Below are 19,870 nucleotides of genomic sequence, written 5' to 3' on the forward strand. Positions count from 1 at the left end.
GTAAAATATGACAAAAACTATTGGCAAGATTGTGCAGATTATTTCAGCTGTAGTCGATGTGCAGTTTAGTAGTGATGGTAAATTGCCAAAAATTCTCAATGCACTTGAGTGCAATAATAATGGAGAGAAAGTGATACTAGAAGTATCACAGCATATAGGAGACGATATTGCTAGATGTATATCTATGGGACCAACAGAAGGGTTAGTAAGAGGGCAAGAAGTAATAGATACAGGTGAGACTATTAAGATACCTGTCGGTATTGGCACACTCGGACGCATAATAAATGTGGTTGGTGTACCAATTGATGAAAGAGGTAAGATTGATTCAACTGACTTTGCTTCAATTTACAAACCAGCTCCAAGTTTTGTTGATCAATCAACTGAAAGAAACATTTTGGTTACAGGAATTAAGGTCATTGATCTTTTAGCTCCTTATTCAAAAGGAGGAAAAATTGGGTTATTTGGTGGTGCTGGGGTAGGAAAGACAGTGTTAATTATGGAACTTATTAATAATATAGCAAAAGCACATGGAGGATATACGGTTTTTGCAGGAGTTGGGGAAAGGACTAGAGAAGGTAACGACCTTTATCATGAAATGATTGACTCTGGGGTAATTGATTTAAAAAATTCCAAAAAATCTAAAGTAGCTCTTGTTTATGGGCAAATGAACGAACCACCCGGTGCAAGAGCTAGAGTTGCTTTAAGTGGTCTTACTATAGCCGAAAGTTTCAGGGATTTAGATGGAGGACAGGATGTCTTGTTTTTTGTCGATAACATTTTTCGCTTTACTCAAGCTGGTTCTGAGGTATCAGCCCTTTTAGGCAGAATACCTTCAGCAGTTGGTTATCAACCAACACTGGCAACAGATATGGGAGAGCTACAAGAGCGTATTACTTCAACAAAGCTTGGATCAATTACCTCTGTGCAGGCTATTTATGTGCCAGCAGATGACCTAACTGATCCTGCTCCTGCTGCCTCTTTTACCCATTTGGATGCGACTACCGTACTTAGTCGACAAATTGCTGAGCTTGGTATTTACCCGGCAGTAGATCCACTTGATAGTAGTTCACAATTACTAAATCCGGCAATTGTTGGAGAGAAACATTACTCGGTTGCTCGTGAGGTACAAAAAGTTTTGCAGACATATAAGTCTCTGCAAGATATAATTGCCATTCTAGGAATGGATGAGTTATCGGAAGCAGATAAATTAACCGTTACTAGGGCAAGGAAAATTCAACGCTTTTTATCTCAACCTTTCCATGTTGCTGAAGTGTTTACAGGTATAGCTGGAAAATTTGTCAGTTTAGCTGATACTATTGAAGGGTTTCATGGGTTGGTTTCTGGCAAATATGACTATTTACCAGAGGCTGCTTTTTATATGGTTGGTAGCATTGATGAAGCAGTAGAGAAAGGTGAAACACTTAAAGAAAAAGTGGCATAATGAATAAAACAATTAGAGTTAAAATTGTAACGCCAGTGAATGTTGTGTTTGACATGGAAGCTCGGATGATAACAATGCCGGGAGAATTAGGAGAATTTGAGGTTTTACCAGGTCATGAGTTATTGATTGCAAATTTAAAAGATGGATTGACAAAAATTACAGTAGATAATTCTGTATTTAAGTACTTTATCTACTCAGGGTTAGCTGAGGTCACGTGGACAAATGTAAATATAGTGACAGAGTTTGCTGTTGATACTAGTAGTTTGCAACTACATGACATAATTAGAAAAATAGACTCTTTAACAAAAGAAATAGACGAAGAAATTGATGATACAAAAATTGATATTATTAAATTGGATATTGCTAGATATGAATCTTTGCTAGCTCATATTTAAAGAATTAAACAATTTTTCAAAGCATTCGAGTATATACTGCTCGTAAATGAAGAGTTGGTAGACGATAGTATAACATCCTTCTAGGCTATTTTCTTTAGATACCAGCCGGGGGGGCTACGCCTGAGATGATATCAAAAGTGCATGGATGATACCCTAGGCTATTAAACCGATGTCTTACATCTATACTTGAGGTTAATGATGATAAAGTGTACTCGTAAAATTGAATTTGATGCAGGTCATAGAGTTGTTGGACATGAGAATAAGTGTCAATTTCTACATGGTCATCGTTATGTCCTTGAAGTTACAGTGGAATCAAGTGTTACTGATAATCTTGGTATGGTTATAGATTTTGGTTACATGAAGTCAATAATACAAAAGTGGATAGATGATAATTTTGATCATAATATTATATTACACCAAAATGATAGAGAAATGGGGGATAGAATATGTGACTGGACTGGTCAAAAAATATATTATATGCAGGAAAATCCAACTGCAGAAAATATAGCGCTACACTTAAAATTGAATATTTTACCAAAATTATTTACTAATAGTTCTTTTATTATTACAAAAGTCAAATTATTTGAAACACCTAATTGCTTTGTTGAGGTATAAGTGGTACAAAGATGTTGTGTGATTTTAACTACGACCAATGACCAGCAGGTGGTAGATAAAATAACAACTAGCTTATTGGAAGAAAATCTAGCTGCTTGTATACAAGTAGATAATATAGTCAGCTATTTTAAATGGGAAGGCAAGATATCTTCTGTGCTAGAATATCGTATTGTGATAAAGGCTAAGTCTGATAACTACAATACAATAGAAAAGGTGATTACTGATATACATAATTATGATCTTCCGCAAATAATAAAGCTCGACATTCAAGATGGGCTGTCTAGCTATTTAAATTGGGTAACTCAAAGTATCTAATTTTAAGAGAGTGTTTATTAGAGCTAAGATTTACTCAAACTATATAGTCCACTGCTTCCTGAGTTTAAGTCAGCTATGTTATACTCTTCTGCTTTAAAGAATTGTTTTTTGAAAATATCATGGATTCGCATGCGTAATTATACTATATGTACACCTAGCATGCTCACCATTCATTTTCAAATCCAATTCTTCAAATCATTTGAGTATATCTAGAATTCCAAAGTTGGTGTCATCCTGAACACAAGTGGATATTATCTTGAATTTATTTCAGGATGACGTCGGATCAAAACACTCTTTAAATTAATTAAGTAGAACAATGAAATTATGGAAAAAAGTTACATTGGGATTAATCTTGGGTATATTGTTTGGTATATATTTTCCTGAATATGTATCTTATATAAAACCGGTAGGAGATATTTTCCTACGTTTGATCAAAATGATTATTGCTCCTTTAATATTTTTTAGTTTAGTATCTGGCATAACTAGCATGAATGACCCTGCTTCTCTTGGTAGAGTAGGGATAAAGGCAGTTGCAGCTTTTTTAGGTACTACCTTCTTTGCCGTAGTTTTTGGTATTACAGTTGCTCTTGTATTAAAGCCAGGACATGGTGTGCATATTAACTTTGATGTTGCACAAAATGTTTCACAAGAGAAGTCCTTTAATATGCTTAACTTTTTTGTAAATATTGTGCCTGAGAATGTAGTGGGATCCTTTGCCAATTCTAATGTTTTGCAAATTGTATTCTTCGCAATATTTTTTGGACTTGTACTAAATAAAATGGATGTTAGTGCTACACCTATTAAGAATTTATTTCACATATTATCAAAAATAGTGTTAAAAATGATCTCCATGATCATTCAACTTTCTCCATATGGTGCATTTGCTTTAACTGCTTGGATAGTTGGTACGCAGGGCTTTGATGTAATGATTAGCTTGTCTAGATTAGTTGCTGCGGTAGTTATTGCCATGATATGTCAATATGGTATTTTTGGTATGCTAATTTATCTATTCTGTCGAATATCACCATTACCTTTTTATAGAAAAAGTCTAGAATATCAGGTACTTGCCTTTTCTACTTCTAGTAGCAAGGCAACACTTGCCACCACTATGCAAGTTTGTCGTGAACGATTAGGTGTATCTGAATCTAGCACTTCTTTTGTATTACCACTTGGTGCATCGATAAATATGGATGGGTTTGCAATAAATTTATCTCTTACTACCATATTTTTTGCCCAAATGATGGGGGTAGATTTAGCATTACATGATTATTTAGTCATTATTATCACCTCAACTCTTGGCTCTATAGGTGGGGCTGGTATTCCAGGGGCTTCTTTGATAATGCTGCCCATGGTGCTATCTTCAATCAATTTGCCGATTGAAGGAGTTGCTATAATTGCTGGAATTGATAGGATATTAGATATGTTACGTACCACCATTAATATTACAGGTGATGCAACAATTACCTTGATTATCGATAATAGTGAAGGTACTTTGGATAAAGATACATATAATTCGGTGTAAAATATTAGCATTTTGGTATTAGTGGGCAATAAAAATATGATATAGTAGTATAGTTAACCTAGACTATACATTAGACTTACTGCATAAGTCAGTCTAGTTGGTGATTTTGTCGTCGAAACTCGCCTCCGCTCCTCACGTACGTCTGTGTACGCGAAGGTAGCCGGCTTCGTTTCTCCTAAAAATCCCTCAACTATCTTTGATTTATGCAGCAAGTCTATTACTCCTAATAGGGTTAGCTATATGATAAAATGAGGATATATGAAAGTAGAAGATGTTGAATTAAAAATAGGTGATAAGTCTTTTAAGTTACCAATAAAAAAAGCATCGATTGGTCAAGATGTTATTGATGTTAGCGGTATATATTCATTAACAGGCTATTTCACTTATGACCCTGGTTTTATGTCTACAGCAGCTTGTAAATCTGCAATGACGTACATAGATGGGGATCAAGGGATATTAAGACATCGGGGATATGATATTAAAACGTTAGCAGAAAAAAGTAATTTCTTAGAAGTAGCCTATTTGTTGCTAAATGGTGAATTGCCAACTATCAATCAATATAAATCTTTTTCCCAAAAAATTACTCATCATTCTTTGATTAATGAGCGGCTTAGAAATTTATTTGTGGCTTTCTGCCCCTCGGCTCATCCCATGGCAATTATGCTAGCTGTGGTAGGATCTTTATCTGCATTTTATCCAAGTTTTTTAAATGTAGAAGAAAATGAACGCGAGTTAGCTGCTATTAGAATGATTGCAAAAATGCCAACTATTGCAGCAATGGCATATAAATATTCAATAGGTCAGCCTTTTATATATCCTGATAATAGTTTAGATTTTACTGAAAATTTTCTCCATATGATGTTTGCGACGCCTTGTGAAAAATATAAGGTAAACAAAGTAGTAAAGAACGCCTTAGATAAAATATTTATTCTCCATGCTGACCATGAGCAGAATGCCTCCACTTCAACAGTACGTTTGGCCGGATCATCCGGTGCTAACCCGTTTGCCTGTATCAGTACTGGCATAGCATCTTTATGGGGACCAGCACATGGCGGAGCAAATGAGGCAGTAATTAATATGCTGAAAGAGATTGGGACAATAGACCGTATTCCACAATATATTGCAAGAGCAAAAGATAAAAATGATTCTTTCCGCTTAATGGGCTTTGGTCACCGAGTCTATAAAAATCATGATCCAAGAGCAGTTGTACTTAGAGAGACCTGCAAAGAAGTATTAGATGAATTAGGAGAAAATAATAACCCATTACTCCAAATCGCTACTGAGCTTGAAAAAATTGCTCTCAATGACCAATATTTTATAGATCGTAAGCTTTATCCAAACGTTGATTTTTATTCTGGTATTATTTATCAAGCTATGGGGATACCATCACAGATGTTTACAGTGCTTTTTGCTATAGCAAGAACTGTTGGTTGGATGGGACAATGGAAAGAGATGCATGAAGATCCTGAACAAAAAATTAGCAGACCTCGGCAATTATATACTGGGTATGTACAAAGAGAATTTATTCCTTTTGATAAAAGATAATTATAGTAAAATCCTATATAGTCAATCCGTCAAAAAGGCTGTAGACATAAGAGATAATACATGTTCGTGGTCAAAAATCACATCAAAATCCATAAGATTTTCACCTTATTTTGTTCAAAACCTTATGGATTTTCAAAATTTTTAAGTCTACTCACTAACAATGCTTGTTATTCCTAGCTAAAGTCGGGAATCTAAAATGGTTTCCAAAAAGCCCTGAGGTACTATAGATTCCGCTACCTACGCAGGAATGACACCTCTTGCGTTTAAATATAGTAGATGTTGTGTTTTTAGACTTTTGAAGGATTGACTATTTAACTATGCTATTCTAGCAATAGATTAATTGACTCCTCTACACCTGCAAGAGCAACATCGCCGTTACTGTTTTGTCTGTCATTAGTATTTAGATTTTCAGGAGTACTGACGAGATTTGAAGCATCATGACAAGCTAAACTATAGTTTAGCTCAAAACCATTCAAATTTCTTAAAAAATCATATAACATTGAAAACGAATTTGCCTGTGCACAAGCACATAACCACTCTCCTGTGTCAACATCTGAATCACTGATGGCTTGCCCTAGGGTTTTAAGGAATTTATTGCAGTCATCAGATGTTTTATGCTGTAATAGACTTAATAGCAACTCAAATACTGCACATTCATGCAAATTTTCATTTACTTGCTTTAAATTATAGTCATCGGAAGACCGTAAGATAAGACTGTAACACCTAGAAAAACTACCTGCGTTTATTGCATCCAGCAAATCACCACTAACAGCTGAAAACAACTTCTTTGAATTATTTTTTTTACTGGTTTTAAAATTTTCTAAGTCTAGTATTGTTAACATGATATCTTTTAAAATAAAATTATGAAACTAATTGCACCATTAACATGATTGGTAACATAATTAGTAAAAAGCAATTTTGCAAGTATTATCTCCCTGGAATATATGCTCAGGTAGAACTTCAAGAATTGGCGTTCCCGCGACCAAAGATCGAAGCTGCCTAGTTACTCATGTACGCTACGCTGCTCGACTTTGCTACTGCTTAGCTCTTCTTGAAGTTATACTATCGTCTACCAACTCTTCATTTACGAGCAGTATACCATAATCAAGAAGGTAAATATGACAGTTATTTCACTTCGCCTTTTCATCTCCAGGTAATACATAACTTGGTCCTTGCCAACTTGATGAAAAATCAAATTCTCTATATGGTTGGTCGAGTTTCACTGGCTCATATACTACTTTTGCAAGATTCTCATCATATTTAACCTGCACGTAACCCGTTAATGGGAAGTCTTTTCTGAGAGGATGACCGACAAAATCATAATCTGTTAGAATACGACGAATATCATGACTCCCAGCAAAATTCACTCCAAACATATCATATGCTTCACGTTCATACCAGCAAGCAGCACTAAAGATTTTGGTAACTGAAGGAATTATATCATTTTCTCCAACCTCAACTTTAACTAATATACGTTTGTTTAATTTAAGACTTAGTAAATTATACACCACTTCAAACCGTTTAGAACGGCTCAAGAAATCTGCAGCAAACAAATCTGTCAACACAGTAAAACGTAAATCCTCAGATTCCTTAATTGCCGATAAAAATGGTAGCAAACTTTCTATACCAGCTTTATAGCTAATAAAATGTATATTCAAATCATTTTCAGGCAAAGCAGTTATTTCAAGATTCTGATTTTTTATTAAGTCGTCAATGATATTTTCCATTGTCACCTTCTCTAAATCTAGTAGTTCTTCTAATCTTCTTTTGTAACTGCATTAAACCATAAATCAAAGCTTCAGCGGTCGGAGGACAACCTGGTACGTATACGTCTACTGGAACAATCTGATCACAGCCACGTACTACTGAGTATGAATAGTGATAATAACCACCACCATTGGCACAGCTTCCCATTGACAGAACCCACTTAGGTTCAGTCATTTGGTCATAAACTTTTCTAAGAGCCGGAGCCATCTTATTTGTTAATGTCCCTGCAACTATCATTAAATCAGATTGACGAGGGCTTGGTCTAAACAACATGCCAAAACGATCCATATCATAGCGGCTAGCAGCAGCTTGCATCATTTCTACCGCACAACATGCAAGACCAAAACTCATGGGCCAAAGTGAATTAGATCTAGCCCAACCTATCAAATCATCGAGTTTAGTTATAAGGAATCCTCGATTTGAAATTTCTTCTTCAAGGAGCTTATCTTGATCATATAGATCTATCTTTGCTTGCATGTCATTATTCCCAGTCTAAAGCTCCTTTTTTCCATTCATATACAAAACCGATGGTAAGTACCAATAAGAAAAACATCATTGAGAAGAAACCAAATTTACCAATTTGTCCAAGCGTAATAGCCCATGGCACCAAAAAAGTTATTTCTAGATCAAAAATAATAAATAAAATAGCTACTAGATAAAAACGTACATCAAATTTGCTTCTAGCATCACCAAAAGGTTCAAATCCGCATTCATAACTATCCAACTTAGCCTTATTATATTTTTGAGGAGCTAAAAGCCTTGGCAATGTAACTATTACCAATGATAAAACTGATGCTATACCAAAAAACACAGCTATAGGCAAGTATTCCTGTAAAATATTAGATGTTTCCAACATTAGTAATTGTACTCCTGTGATTTTGAAAGAAGTAACTTAAACAAAATCATCGCTCCAAAAGAGCTGCAAACCCACCATATTTGCCAAATGTTAAATGAAATCATACCTATTATGTAATAATTTATAAAGCAAGCATAGGCAACTGACTTGTAATTTAATACATCTATTTTGTTATTTTCAGTCGTTCGATTCATCTTACCACTTTTAGAAGACTGCACTAAGGATATATTACTAATTTTTTGAATATATTTGTAAATTAAAGATAAAAATAATATCAAACCTATTAAGCCCGTTTCCAATAAAATTTGCATTATATTATTATGTGGGTGTAGAGGAAGGGGAGACCACGTCCACTGATTATAGCTAATCATTTGTTTCTCATCAATTTTAAAATTTCTTGATGAAGCAAATCCATGACCTAAAATTGGTTTCTTGATAATTTGCTTGGCAACAAAGTGCCAAATAAATACACGGTGCTTAGCAGAGTCAGGTAGAAACTTGGCATAGTGATCTGAGGCATAATGTGGTTGTATTTTATAGGCAATTATCGGCATCAATATTGAACCAGATATCATAGCAAGGGTAAATAATTTCAAAAAAACAGATTGCAGTGATTTGGTTACTAACAGCCTATTTGTTAAAAATACTAATCCAGCTACGGTAAATGCTAAAAAGCTTGCAAGGCTATCTGAGATATAGAGCAAATAAAAAATTATCAGGTAATATATTAGTGCTAATAAATATCTATGATATGATATAATTATAGCTATCGCTACCCATGAAAGAACTGATAATAAAGAACACCCACGATCAAGAGTGAATAAAAAGAATTGATTTGAAGACTTTGGCTGAAAAACAGTACGGAAAGCCCTTGTTATAATACCATGAGATGCGTATTCTATAAAAAACAAAGCAATTGCAGCCAATACTCCTATAATAAAATATATTTTTATTTTATTTACATTTATGGATAATTTGTCAATATGGCTATTTACGATAAATCCCATTAAAACAATTAAAAAAACTTGTAGATAATTAAGCAAAGAAGAGGGATAGTTAAGAGAATAAAAATTTGTTATAAGACACCAAAGACAAAATAGTAATTCCAGTTTCCAATTGGATAACAAAGTTTCTTTAATAGCGGTGTATTTAAAATGAATAAAGATTTTATCTCGCAAAGCAATTAATATAGTTAATAACAATAGAGGAACTGTTACTGCAGCAGAAAAACCAGAAATCAATCCAACTACTGGAAATAGCATTACTAAAATGTAAAACAGGGATTGTATCATTCTTAAATATCCTATAAACAATTTTTAGCAAAGATTTCATAAATAGGATGTTCAAAGGTGGAAACTGAAATGCTTGATGAGATAATCCATCCTTGAAAAATTAACATAGGGTCTTCATCAATCTTATGCTCTGTAATGGTTAATAGCATGTAATTATCCTCATTGTAAGGATCAAGATTTTTAATACATTTATGAAGTTTAATTTGAATATTACCAAAATATTGTGGTTCATTAGGTTTTAATACCAGCTCCTTTGATGTTGCTGTGATTTTATTTAAAGCAATAACCTTACCAATACTGTAAGTTTTTAATTCTGAATGTTCAACATTATTTTGTATATTAGGTAAGTTATTAGAATCAGCAACATGCTCAGTAAAATTATGATTTTTTAATTCATTACTTTCATCTGTAGTATCAAGGAATTCCATATTTTGGGTAGTATCTTCAGCTTGTCCATAAGAAGAAAGAATACATAAAAACCCCATTATACTAGCAAATATAAGGTGCTTCATCAATTTCTGCAACATGCGAAAATAATAATTCTTTAAGTTATAATTTGCCCCAATTCGGGATAAGAATTAACTAATTCTTATCTCGAATGGGCTTTAATATTATGGATTGCCACACTCACGTACGTTCACTCTCTAATAGACTATACTCAGGTAGAACTTCAAGAATTGGCGTTGTCGTGTCTAAAGATATCCGCTGCTCACGTACTAATGTACGCTCCGCTGCTCGACTTTGCTACTGCCTAGCTCTTCTTGAAGTTATACTATCGTCTACCAACTCTTCATTTACGAGCAGTATATACGTCTATAAAACGTCTATTAGCGAGGAGACCGTAGGTCGACGAAGCAATCTATAATTTCACCGAATTTGGACTGTGCTGAATTATACTAGCATGCAGCAAAATTGTATATATAAAATTTTATGATAGTGTAATTCATCGCTAGTAGTTTAAAATAAGTAAAACTTTAGTAATATTTTTATTGTAATTTATTTTTCTATACTCCATATTGGTAGGATCACTACCATAAAGATCAAATGAAAACTAAAAATATTTAAATTTTTGGTTAGTTATTTGTTTTCTTATGAATCAATATCACTAGAGTAAGCCTTAATGCAAGCTATTATCCGCCTTATATTAACAAACCCAAAAATTAACTCTAAATTTAGAACTGGTTTTTCATACTTTTCTATATTTATTTTTATGGGTTTTGCTACTTTTGTATCTTTATCGATCAATAAGTTCGTTAGTGATACTATGTCAATGACTATAGCAGAGCCAGAGATACTTGAATCTTCAGAAGAACTATCAAATGAAATCTCCCAAATTATAACAGTCAAAAAAGGTGATACATTAAAGGCAATACTTTTGCATCAACAAATTCCAAATAAAGAAATAACCCAAATTATAAAAATAGCAAAAGATAAAAATATTGAATCTTCTCTGAAGATAGGGCAGCAACTTGTTTTTGATTATGAGATAAACATTACGGAACAAGATGATGAAGATCTTGCTGCTGAATCACGTACATTAAATAAACTGACTATAGCGTATGATAAAGTCAAATCTTTAGAAATTATTAGAGAAGGTGAAGATTTCCTTGCAAGAGACGTAACCAAAGTTTTCAATAAGCTATTAACTAAATCGTCGGTAGTTATTAATTCAAACTTTATGTCAGCTTTAAAATCGTTAGGGTTATCGAGTAATAGTATAATTGAAATGATCAACTCATATAGTTATCAAATTGATTTTCAACGTCAAATTAAGAGTGGTGACATTGTAACTGTTATAACCGAAAAATTTGTTACCGAGGATGGTAAATTTTCTCATCATGGTAAGGTTTTATATGTATCACTTAATTTATCTGGTAAGGAATATAATATTTTTCGATATTCTCCAAATAATGCAGAAAATAATCATGATTTCTTTTCTGAGGATGGTAAAAGTGTCAAAAGAAGTTTGCTTAGAACACCTGTTAAATTAGTTAGAGTTTCTTCTCATTATGGTAATAGACATCATCCTACTTTAGGCTATACTAAAATGCACAAAGGTGTTGATTTTGCTGCTCCAACTGGTACGCCGATTTATGCTGCAGGTAATGGGGTGATAACTGAAATAGGATGGAAATCTGGCTACGGAAAATTTATACAGATTAAACATAGTCAAAATCTATCAACTGCTTATGCTCATGCTTCTAATTTTTCTAAAAATCTTAAGCTAGGAAGTATAGTTAAACAAGGTCAAGTTATTGCGTATGTTGGTAGTACTGGTAGAACTACTGGACCACATTTACATTATGAAGTTAAAATAGGTGGTAAGAACATAAACCCTATGCACGTTAAATCTACTCCAGGCATAGAACTTGCTGGCAAGCAATTAGCAAAATTTAAACAATTTAAAAGTAATGTAAGGTCTTTAAGTAATGAGCTTGATAATAAGTCAGAGATTGCTGAAAATTCAGCAACAAAATTCTTGAAATCTTAAGGAGTTAATATAGTTCTCGTTTCTTATTATTTCACCAAGTGTGATAAAGAAAAAATCCTTGATGAGTTTAGAAAAAATACAATCTTACTAAATTATTTAAGTAATTTTTAGTCAAAATGCAGCTCAGTAATGTAAATAGTAAACATAAGTAAAACAAGGTAAGCCTAAAAATTATGTCATCGTTTCTTTCACAAAAACATAAGAAGATAGGTATAGTTGGTTTGGGTAAGACTGGTATAGCCGCTTGGGAAGTACTGAATAAAGTAGCTAAAGTAATTTGCTATGATCAAGCAAAGAGCAGTCGGGATGCTTTTACCAAAATCTATGGGAGTGATAGTCTTGTTAGCTTATCTGATCTGCAGTGGCAAAATCTTGATAAGATTCTACTGAGTCCAGGTATTCCTTTGTCTCATGACATTGTTACAATGGCTAATTCTTATAATATACCGATAACTTCAGATATAGATCTGTTATTTGAGGAAGTTAGGTTAAGAGAGGCTGAGGCAGCTAATTTCATTGGCATAACTGGTACTAATGGTAAGAGTACTACCACTGCTTTAACCGGTCATATTTTACAATCTTGTGGTTTTGATTATCAAGTTGGAGGAAATATAGGTTTTCCTGTTTTGGCTATGAGGTTAGATAGTAAAGGATATGTATTGGAGCTATCCTCATTCCAATTAGATTTATTAAACAGTTTTAAAGCCAAAATTGTGGTGCTTCTTAATATCACGCAAGATCATTTAGACCGACATAATAATATGCAAGGCTATATTGCTGCTAAAAAAAAGATCTTTGATCGAATAGATAAAGATTCATTTGCTATAATTAGTGTTGATAATGAAATTACCAAGAATATTTCTCTAGAATTACAAAAGGAAAATAGAACAAATGTAGTACCAATCTCTACTTATGAAATTCTTAATAAAGGAGTATCAATTTGTAATAATATTATTTATGACAATATTTTTGAACCTATTACTATTAATTTCCATAATAATAACTATCTACAAGGTATACATAATCAAGAAAATATTGCCGCTAGCTATGCAGCTTGTCGAATTATAGGGGTAAGACCAGAACAAATAATTGCCGCTATCGGGCTATTTAAGGGGTTACCACATAGAATGCAATATGTTGGTACAATATACTCAGACCATTCGAGTAAGATAAATTTTTATAACGATAGCAAAGCTACCAATGATATTGCTGCTTCTAAATCCATCTCATCGCTTGATAATATATATTGGTTAGCTGGGGGGGTAGCAAAAGAAGGAGGAATAACAAATTTAGAGCCATGGTTTAATAAAATTCATAAGGCTTATCTTTTTGGTCAAGATAAAGAGCTTTTTGCATCGTCACTTAAGGGCAAGGTAGATTTCCAAATTTGTCAAGATTTAACGGAGGCTTTTAATTCTGCCTTTAGAGATGCAATGGAGGATATAGGGGGTATAAAGAATATTCTGCTAGCCCCAGCTTGTGCTTCCTACGATCAATTTAAAAATTTTGAAGAACGCGGAGAATTATTTATTAAATTATATAATATTATTGCTACCCATGATAAAAGATAATCATAATAATGAATTGTCTAACAACTATATAAAATGGTGGTGGCGTAGTATTGACCAGCAAATGATTATTGCTTTAGTAATCCTATTTGTGTTTAGTATAATGTTGGTTACTACATCAGGATCAGCAGTAGCAAATAGAATTGGACTTAATGAGTATTATTTTGCATCTAGACAATTATTCTACCTTGCTAGTGCTTTGTTACTAATCATTTTTTTTTCTTTTTTCTCAAGAAAATGGTTAAAGAGATTCTCAATTCTAGGGTTTATTGGTAGTATATTATTATTAATTTTAGTTAGATTTTATGGTTATGAGGTTAAGGGGGCTACTCGTTGGATTAATATTCTAGGTCTCTCTGTACAACCTTCAGAATTTGTAAAACCATTTTTTGCAGTGGTGGCAGGCTGGATATTATCGCTGAAATTTGAAGATGAATTTCCAAGTTTTTCTATTTGCATAAGTCTTTATAGTATCGTTGCTTTATTATTAATTATCCAGCCAGATTTTGGTATGTTAGTGATGGTAACTGCTGTTTTTGGTATTCAACTTTTTATTGCTGGTATGCCGATATTTTGGATTATACTTGCTGCTTTTATGTTGGTATTTGGGGTTACAGCAGCTTACTTTTGGCTTCCTCATGTAACAAAAAGGATTAATAGTTTCTTGGATCCTGATAGTAGTAGTAATTACCAAGTTGGTAAGTCAATCAGGGCGTTTGAGCATGGAGGTTTATACGGTCGTGGTCCTGGTGAAGGGGCGGTAAAACAAGTATTGCCGGATTCGCATACTGATTTTATCTTTGCTGTTGCTGGTGAAGAATTTGGGGCAATTATTTGCTTAATCATTATAGGGATATTTGCTTTTATAGTTATTCGTAGTTTACTTAAACTTATTAATGAAGAAGATAAATTTATTCAATTAGCAGCAAGTGGTATTATTTCCCAAATAGGGTTACAAGCAATCATTAATATTGGTGTAACCTTGAATTTATTACCAACCAAAGGTATGACGTTACCCTTTATTAGTTATGGTGGTTCTTCAACTCTTGCTATAGCCATTGCTACGGGGATGCTGCTTGGTTTTACCAAACATAAAACCTCTCTTAGTAAGTATAAAATTCAAGATATTGACATATGAAGAATATAATTGTTGCTGGGGGTGGTACAGCTGGTCATTTGTTTCCCGCTATTGCTTTAGGTGAAGAATTAATGAAGCGTGGGTATGAGTTGCACCTTATCACCGATGTTAGATGCCAAAAATATTTAATTAGACCTCTTTCGAAACTCGCTTATGCTGAGGGATTTGAAGGAGACGCGGAACGCAGAACCGCAGCGTACTCGAATGTACGTGAGGATTCGAGTACCGCATCGACGTACAAATCACCAGCAGAAGTAGAGTTTCGAAGGGGGTCTACTGAAGATTTAAAGCTTATACCACATATAATAAATTTCAGATTGCCACCTAAAGGGTTAATTAATAGGTTTAAGTTATTGATTTCTTTGTTATTTGTAACTTTTAAGATGTTATTGCTATTAGTGAAGATTAAACCATATGCTATAATTGGGTTTGGTGGCTATCCGACTTTTCCTCCATTGCTTGCTGCAGTATTTTTACGTATTCCTATCATAGTTTATGAACAAAATTGCTTTATTGGTAAAGCTAATAGATTTTTCTTAAAATATGCTAGGAAAGTTGCTCTTACATATGATGAAACTAAAAATTATAATATTCTTGATAAAAGTAAGAAACTGGTTATAGGAAATATAGTACGGGAAAATGTTAAAAATTTGAAAGTTAGAGAAAATTTTAATAATGACACTTTCCGAATATTTATTTTTGGAGGAAGCCAAGGAGCAAAGGTTTTTTCTACTTTAATACCTGAAGCTATTCAGATATTGGTGCAATCAAATCCTGATATTAAACTGCATATTACCCAACAAGCTCCCTTAGAAGATCATGATAATATTGCGAAAATTTATGCTCAGTTGAAAATTCCATATAAATTAGCAGATTTTTTTTATGATATGGATCAGCAATATGTGAGTCAAGAGCTAGTAATATCAAGAGCTGGGGCATCAACTATTTCTGAGCTTAGCTATATTGGCTTGCCGGCGATTTTTATTCCACTACCTTCAGCTAGCGAAAACCATCAATTCTATAATGCCAAGGCTCTAGAAGATAGTGGGGCAGGGTGGTGTTTTGAACAAAGTACGATCACAGCAGAAAAATTAGCCGATAAAATCTTAGTGCTGGTAAAAAATCGTGATATACTAGGGCGGGCATCTCGTGAATTATTAAAGCGAAGAAATGACGGTAGTATAGTTTTAGCTGATACAATAGAAGAAATAATAAGCTGACTTTTTAATTCAGTTGAGGGAATTGCTTCTTGCAACTTTAATAATTCTGTGTCATTAATTATGGCTTATTAAAAAATTATCGGATTGCTTTATGTTAAGGAAAACTATTATTACAGTTTTGGGATTGTTCCTACTTTCAGGTTGTACTGATGGTTTTAGAGGATATTTTAAAAAATCTGCTAATAATAAAATTATAGATACAAAAGGTTTTGAAGGTAGTAAGCGACCGCCTCTTTATAATAAGAAGTATATATCAATGGCAAAAAGGAACGTCACGGAAGAAAATTTTGATGACGATGAGGAAGATTTACTTAGTGAAGCTGATACGGAAACAATTAATCCAACTTTAAGAAATCGTCAGATGTATCTTAAGATGGTAAAACAGGATGCAGATCGCAAAAGAAGGCAGAAGTTAAATCAAGATAAAGATTATCCTTCATTGAACTTAGCAAGTGATAGGGTAAAAAAGCGAAATAGTGATGAGGAAAACAGTAAGTTGCACAAAGAGCTAGAGCAAATTAAAGCTATGCTGCATGAAACTAAAAAAGATTTAGAAAAGTATAGTTGTCCTGCGGGGAAAAATGTTAAAACACAAAGTGCTGATATGTTACCAATAGAAACAGATAGTCATAAAAACAGTAAAAAATTAGAAACTAATAAAACTAAGAGTGTACTCAATAAATCAGAAATGAAAAGAAAATTTCTTAGTGAAGATTATGATGATATAAAGGTAAATGATCCTAATGGGAAAGTTGGTAAAAACGACACTAATAATAGAGTGAATAGTACTATTGTTAATGAACAAGAGAAATTTCAGTTACCGCCTCGTGCAATATAAATACAGATTATATACTCAGGTAGAACTTCAAGAATTGGCGTTGTCGTGTCTAAAGATCGAAGCTGCTCCGTTACTCATGTACGCTACGCTGCTCGACTTTGCTACTGCCTAGCTCTTCTTGAAGTTATACTATCGTCTACCAACTCTTCATTTACGAGCAGTATATATATAATTAATTGGCAACTCGGGTTAATTATAGTTTTTTGTTACGCTGTCCATAAATTAAAAACTCCTGATTGCCTTTTGCTCCTAGAATAGGGCTGGGTATTATCCCATATATGTTAAAATTATAGTTTGATTCTAGCCATTGTTGAATATGGTCACATACTCTTTGGTGTAAGAGTTGGTTTCTAACAATGCCACCATCCCCTACCTCGTTCTTTGCCACTTCAAATTGGGGCTTAATTAGAGCAACTAAACTACAATTATCTTTTGCCAAGCTAAATGCAGTGGGTAATATGGTGGTAAGGCTAATGAAACTAGCATCGCAAACGATCAGGTCTGGTGGTAAACTAATTTGCTCAATTGTTAAATACCGGGCATTAGTTCTTTCAATTACTGAAATTCTGGGATTATTACGTAGCTTATGATGTAGTTCACCATATCCTACATCTACTGCAAAAATCTTTTCAGCATTCCTACGGAACAACACCTCAGTAAAACCACCCGTACTAGAGCCTATATCTAGACAGACTAGCCCTTGTGGGTCAATATTGAAATGATCTAGAGCAGCAATTAACTTTAACGCCCCTCGTGATACATAATCATGTATCGGGCGTTTTATAATAATATCACGAGTATCAGTTGATATGCCAGTACCTGGTTTAGTATTTTGCTGCTGATTAACATATACTTTGCCTTGTATTATTAAGCTTCGTGCAATGTTAATATCATCAACTAATTTGGATTCTACTAGATATTGGTCAAGTCTTATTTTTTTCATAAATCTTCATAGCAACTTAAACCTGAGTTCGATGTAATAGGTTTGATGTCATCCCCGTACAGGCTTTACCCGTGTGGATCACTAGTATATACTCTTCTGCTTTGAAGAATTGTCTCCGTAAAACTGCGGGGAATTCGCGTACTCACGTAGCTCATCTACGCTCCGTTCGCTTACCCCTTGTTTTACGTTCCAATTCTTCAAATCATTTGAGTATACTCGGTGAACTGTAAGAATTGGCGTTCTCGCGACCAAATATCTCCGCTCCTCATGTACTAGTTGTCCAGTAGTGTGACTAGTTGTACGCTCCAGTACTTGACACTCGTACTCCGAGTAGCAATTTAGTCTTGGGAAACTGTTTAGATTATACCCCTACCACCTGTACAATTTCCGTTTAAAAAAATACCAAGAATAATAAAGTACAAAAGTTCCAACAACGCTAAATGTAGAAAATAAAAAACCTTGTTCATCAGAAAGACCATAAGATATATATGAAGATAAAGCTCCAGAATACGCACCAATAGCACACATAGTTAAATATATTACAAGTGCGGTTCTAAAATCTTGTGTCTCGAATTTATTGGATAATATTAATATGTTACAAATAAAAATAGCACATAAACATACGCCAATTGTAGAAAGGAGATAGATATTACCTATTAAAGTTACCCCATAATTCGGTAAAAGAATAAAGCTGACTAAAAGGATAATTATCAATATTAAGTTAGCAAGATATTTATTGATTATTTTTAATAATAGAATAACAGGTGATATCAAGAAAAATATGCTTATAAGTGTAGAATGTGTAATAGATTCTATCTTTGATACAGGAAGATGTTTTTCCAATGCAAATTCTTCATAATACCACAATATATCGAAAGTAATGTAAGATACCATAAAGCCTGTTAGTATCTGTAATTCTATATTTTCTATTAAGAATGAAAACCTAGAAACTAAAGTTGTATTTTTATTAACACTCTCTCTTTGTAAGCAAGTTATAATAATGAAACTATAAAGTAATATGCATAATAATAACCCGTTTATGGCTGATACGAAAAAGTCGGTTAGTGAATTAACTGCAAAATACCCAGCTATCCATAACAAAGAAAAAATGATAAGAGAGAAATATTTGTAATTATTGGTAGATTCTATAATTTTTATGATAGTTATGGTTATATAAGTGTAGTATGCAGAGGCCATTACAATAAAATTGATTCTAAGGAGTGTGTAGTCCTGCATCATAATTATGTTTAATATACCTATTATAAGTATAACTAAACTAATAATGGTAGTTTTGTTATCACTGATTTTGTTAATTAATGGGGTTAAGAATAAACCAGCTATTATATAACCTAACATTTCGATTGATTCGATATGGTTTAGTTCCTCCCCAGATAAGCCTTTACTTAGCAGAAAACTTGGCATTATAATTGCATTGATGTAAGTGATACATGCAAAAAGAAATACGCTAAGAAACAATAGCAGAACTGTTTTTAAATGATTATTTTGGGTCATAAATAATTGTTTGCTAAACTAGATTACATCGTATATAAATTTTGTTAGTTGAGAGGCGTTTCAGAGGTTTTTATATAACCAAAAGTACATTATATCACTCATTATGATTTGTCTAATTAATTTGTTATTTTGACCTTAATAAAATATTATATAACCAAGTAGGTATAATAGTTCTCGATGTCATCCCCGCTTCACTGTAGAATCCAAACAGCCTGAATAACTGTTAGGTATCATGGATTTCTGCTTTTAGCTAGGAATGATCAATGGCATAGTAATGTTATATCGAATTTAGGTTAAGTAGAGTTTTTTAGTTATTTGTTAGGTTAATGTACTTGTTAAATGTTTTCTCATTAAAACTTAATATTAAGTTTTAAATTTGTTATAATATTCTCTAATGTTGCTAAATTTACAG

The 19,870-nt window shown here is 33.3% G+C and carries 17 protein-coding genes and 2 pseudogenes; 11 read left to right on the top strand and 8 right to left on the bottom strand.

Translation table 11 applies throughout. The features are described from left to right. The first annotated feature begins 7 nt into the window (after window positions 1-7). The 6 genes from atpD (at window position 8) to AAGD26_RS00600 (ending at window position 5,833) form a co-directional block, all read left to right on the top strand. Complete coding sequence (atpD, locus tag AAGD26_RS00575; RefSeq protein ID WP_341751786.1) at window positions 8-1,441, top strand: F0F1 ATP synthase subunit beta; 1,434 nt, start codon at window positions 8-10, stop codon at window positions 1,439-1,441. Continuing rightward, window positions 1,441-1,836: an ATP synthase F1 subunit epsilon gene (gene atpC, locus AAGD26_RS00580; RefSeq protein ID WP_341751787.1), complete on the top strand. Its 396-nt coding sequence runs from the start codon at window positions 1,441-1,443 to the stop codon at window positions 1,834-1,836. Before atpD ends, atpC begins: the two co-directional genes overlap by 1 nt. A 198-nt stretch (window positions 1,837-2,034) precedes the next feature. After that, on the top strand, window positions 2,035-2,451 hold the full coding sequence (locus tag AAGD26_RS00585) for a 6-pyruvoyl trahydropterin synthase family protein (protein ID WP_341751788.1): 417 nt from the start codon (window positions 2,035-2,037) through the stop codon (window positions 2,449-2,451). Beyond that, on the top strand, window positions 2,452-2,766 hold the full coding sequence (cutA, locus tag AAGD26_RS00590) for a divalent-cation tolerance protein CutA (RefSeq protein WP_341751789.1): 315 nt from the start codon (window positions 2,452-2,454) through the stop codon (window positions 2,764-2,766). 316 nt (window positions 2,767-3,082) lie between these two features. After that, window positions 3,083-4,288 carry a dicarboxylate/amino acid:cation symporter gene (locus AAGD26_RS00595; protein ID WP_341751790.1) on the top strand — a complete coding sequence of 402 codons (1,206 nt, stop codon included), beginning with the start codon at window positions 3,083-3,085 and terminating at the stop codon, window positions 4,286-4,288. Between the two features lie 258 nt (window positions 4,289-4,546). After that, on the top strand, window positions 4,547-5,833 hold the full coding sequence (locus tag AAGD26_RS00600; protein WP_341751791.1) for a citrate synthase: 1,287 nt from the start codon (window positions 4,547-4,549) through the stop codon (window positions 5,831-5,833). Window positions 5,834-6,153: 320 nt separating this feature from the next. Here the strand turns inward: AAGD26_RS00600 and AAGD26_RS00605 are convergent, their stop codons facing one another. From AAGD26_RS00605 to AAGD26_RS00630, 6 genes and pseudogenes are all read right to left on the bottom strand, one after another. Continuing rightward, window positions 6,154-6,675: a hypothetical protein gene (locus AAGD26_RS00605; RefSeq protein ID WP_341751792.1), complete on the bottom strand. Its 522-nt coding sequence runs from the start codon at window positions 6,673-6,675 to the stop codon at window positions 6,154-6,156. Window positions 6,676-6,963: 288 nt separating this feature from the next. Beyond that, window positions 6,964-7,452 (bottom strand): annotated as a pseudogene (locus tag AAGD26_RS00610) (NADH-quinone oxidoreductase subunit C); the annotation flags it as partial. 91 nt (window positions 7,453-7,543) lie between these two features. After that, window positions 7,544-8,077, bottom strand: coding sequence for an NADH-quinone oxidoreductase subunit B family protein (locus tag AAGD26_RS00615; RefSeq protein ID WP_341747808.1), 534 nt, complete (start codon window positions 8,075-8,077; stop codon window positions 7,544-7,546). 4 nt (window positions 8,078-8,081) lie between these two features. Further along, window positions 8,082-8,456, bottom strand: a complete 375-nt coding sequence (locus tag AAGD26_RS00620; RefSeq protein WP_341747807.1) for an NADH-quinone oxidoreductase subunit A — start codon at window positions 8,454-8,456, stop codon at window positions 8,082-8,084. After that, window positions 8,456-9,748 carry an O-antigen ligase family protein gene (locus AAGD26_RS00625; protein WP_341751793.1) on the bottom strand — a complete coding sequence of 431 codons (1,293 nt, stop codon included), beginning with the start codon at window positions 9,746-9,748 and terminating at the stop codon, window positions 8,456-8,458. The genes AAGD26_RS00620 and AAGD26_RS00625 overlap by 1 nt, the downstream gene beginning before the upstream one ends. A gap of 11 nt (window positions 9,749-9,759) precedes the next feature. Further along, window positions 9,760-10,275: a DUF2155 domain-containing protein gene (locus AAGD26_RS00630; protein ID WP_341751794.1), complete on the bottom strand. Its 516-nt coding sequence runs from the start codon at window positions 10,273-10,275 to the stop codon at window positions 9,760-9,762. A 593-nt stretch (window positions 10,276-10,868) separates the two neighbouring features. Here AAGD26_RS00630 and AAGD26_RS00635 point away from each other — a divergent pair. From AAGD26_RS00635 to AAGD26_RS00655, 5 genes and pseudogenes are all read left to right on the top strand, one after another. Beyond that, on the top strand, window positions 10,869-12,239 hold the full coding sequence (locus AAGD26_RS00635; protein ID WP_341751795.1) for a M23 family metallopeptidase: 1,371 nt from the start codon (window positions 10,869-10,871) through the stop codon (window positions 12,237-12,239). Between the two features lie 173 nt (window positions 12,240-12,412). After that, the gene (gene murD / locus AAGD26_RS00640; protein WP_341751796.1) at window positions 12,413-13,810 is read left to right on the top strand and encodes a UDP-N-acetylmuramoyl-L-alanine--D-glutamate ligase; all 1,398 of its coding nucleotides are present in this window, start codon (window positions 12,413-12,415) and stop codon (window positions 13,808-13,810) included. Further along, complete coding sequence (gene ftsW / locus AAGD26_RS00645; RefSeq protein WP_341751797.1) at window positions 13,797-14,945, top strand: putative lipid II flippase FtsW; 1,149 nt, start codon at window positions 13,797-13,799, stop codon at window positions 14,943-14,945. The genes murD and ftsW overlap by 14 nt, the downstream gene beginning before the upstream one ends. Then, window positions 14,942-16,063, top strand: a pseudogene (locus AAGD26_RS00650) (glycosyltransferase); the annotation flags it as partial. The gene ftsW and the pseudogene AAGD26_RS00650, both read left to right, overlap by 4 nt. Window positions 16,064-16,256: 193 nt before the next feature. After that, on the top strand, window positions 16,257-17,003 hold the full coding sequence (locus tag AAGD26_RS00655) for a hypothetical protein (RefSeq protein WP_341751799.1): 747 nt from the start codon (window positions 16,257-16,259) through the stop codon (window positions 17,001-17,003). 193 nt (window positions 17,004-17,196) lie between these two features. Here the strand turns inward: AAGD26_RS00655 and AAGD26_RS00660 are convergent, their stop codons facing one another. Next, window positions 17,197-17,946 carry a TlyA family RNA methyltransferase gene (locus AAGD26_RS00660; RefSeq protein WP_341751800.1) on the bottom strand — a complete coding sequence of 250 codons (750 nt, stop codon included), beginning with the start codon at window positions 17,944-17,946 and terminating at the stop codon, window positions 17,197-17,199. A 369-nt stretch (window positions 17,947-18,315) separates the two neighbouring features. Continuing rightward, complete coding sequence (locus AAGD26_RS00665) at window positions 18,316-19,458, bottom strand: MFS transporter (protein ID WP_341751801.1); 1,143 nt, start codon at window positions 19,456-19,458, stop codon at window positions 18,316-18,318. Window positions 19,459-19,870 lie beyond the last annotated feature (412 nt).

The organism is Candidatus Tisiphia endosymbiont of Piscicola geometra (genome assembly GCF_964026415.1).
GTDB lineage: Bacteria > Pseudomonadota > Alphaproteobacteria > Rickettsiales > Rickettsiaceae > Tisiphia.

Excerpts from the sequence above, each read along its gene's own strand:
- atpD (WP_341751786.1), top strand. The coding sequence starts at position 8 with ATGACAAAAACTATTGGCAAGATTGTGCAGATTATTTCAGCTGTAGTC.
- atpC (WP_341751787.1), top strand. The coding sequence starts at position 1,441 with ATGAATAAAACAATTAGAGTTAAAATTGTAACGCCAGTGAATGTTGTG.
- AAGD26_RS00585 (WP_341751788.1), top strand. The coding sequence starts at position 2,035 with ATGATAAAGTGTACTCGTAAAATTGAATTTGATGCAGGTCATAGAGTT.
- AAGD26_RS00595 (WP_341751790.1), top strand. The coding sequence starts at position 3,083 with ATGAAATTATGGAAAAAAGTTACATTGGGATTAATCTTGGGTATATTG.
- AAGD26_RS00600 (WP_341751791.1), top strand. The coding sequence starts at position 4,547 with ATGAAAGTAGAAGATGTTGAATTAAAAATAGGTGATAAGTCTTTTAAG.
- AAGD26_RS00605 (WP_341751792.1), bottom strand. The coding sequence starts at position 6,675 with ATGTTAACAATACTAGACTTAGAAAATTTTAAAACCAGTAAAAAAAAT.
- AAGD26_RS00615 (WP_341747808.1), bottom strand. The coding sequence starts at position 8,077 with ATGCAAGCAAAGATAGATCTATATGATCAAGATAAGCTCCTTGAAGAA.
- AAGD26_RS00620 (WP_341747807.1), bottom strand. The coding sequence starts at position 8,456 with ATGTTGGAAACATCTAATATTTTACAGGAATACTTGCCTATAGCTGTG.
- AAGD26_RS00625 (WP_341751793.1), bottom strand. The coding sequence starts at position 9,748 with ATGATACAATCCCTGTTTTACATTTTAGTAATGCTATTTCCAGTAGTT.
- AAGD26_RS00630 (WP_341751794.1), bottom strand. The coding sequence starts at position 10,275 with ATGTTGCAGAAATTGATGAAGCACCTTATATTTGCTAGTATAATGGGG.
- AAGD26_RS00635 (WP_341751795.1), top strand. The coding sequence starts at position 10,869 with ATGCAAGCTATTATCCGCCTTATATTAACAAACCCAAAAATTAACTCT.
- murD (WP_341751796.1), top strand. The coding sequence starts at position 12,413 with ATGTCATCGTTTCTTTCACAAAAACATAAGAAGATAGGTATAGTTGGT.
- ftsW (WP_341751797.1), top strand. The coding sequence starts at position 13,797 with ATGATAAAAGATAATCATAATAATGAATTGTCTAACAACTATATAAAA.
- AAGD26_RS00655 (WP_341751799.1), top strand. The coding sequence starts at position 16,257 with ATGTTAAGGAAAACTATTATTACAGTTTTGGGATTGTTCCTACTTTCA.
- AAGD26_RS00660 (WP_341751800.1), bottom strand. The coding sequence starts at position 17,946 with ATGAAAAAAATAAGACTTGACCAATATCTAGTAGAATCCAAATTAGTT.
- AAGD26_RS00665 (WP_341751801.1), bottom strand. The coding sequence starts at position 19,458 with ATGACCCAAAATAATCATTTAAAAACAGTTCTGCTATTGTTTCTTAGC.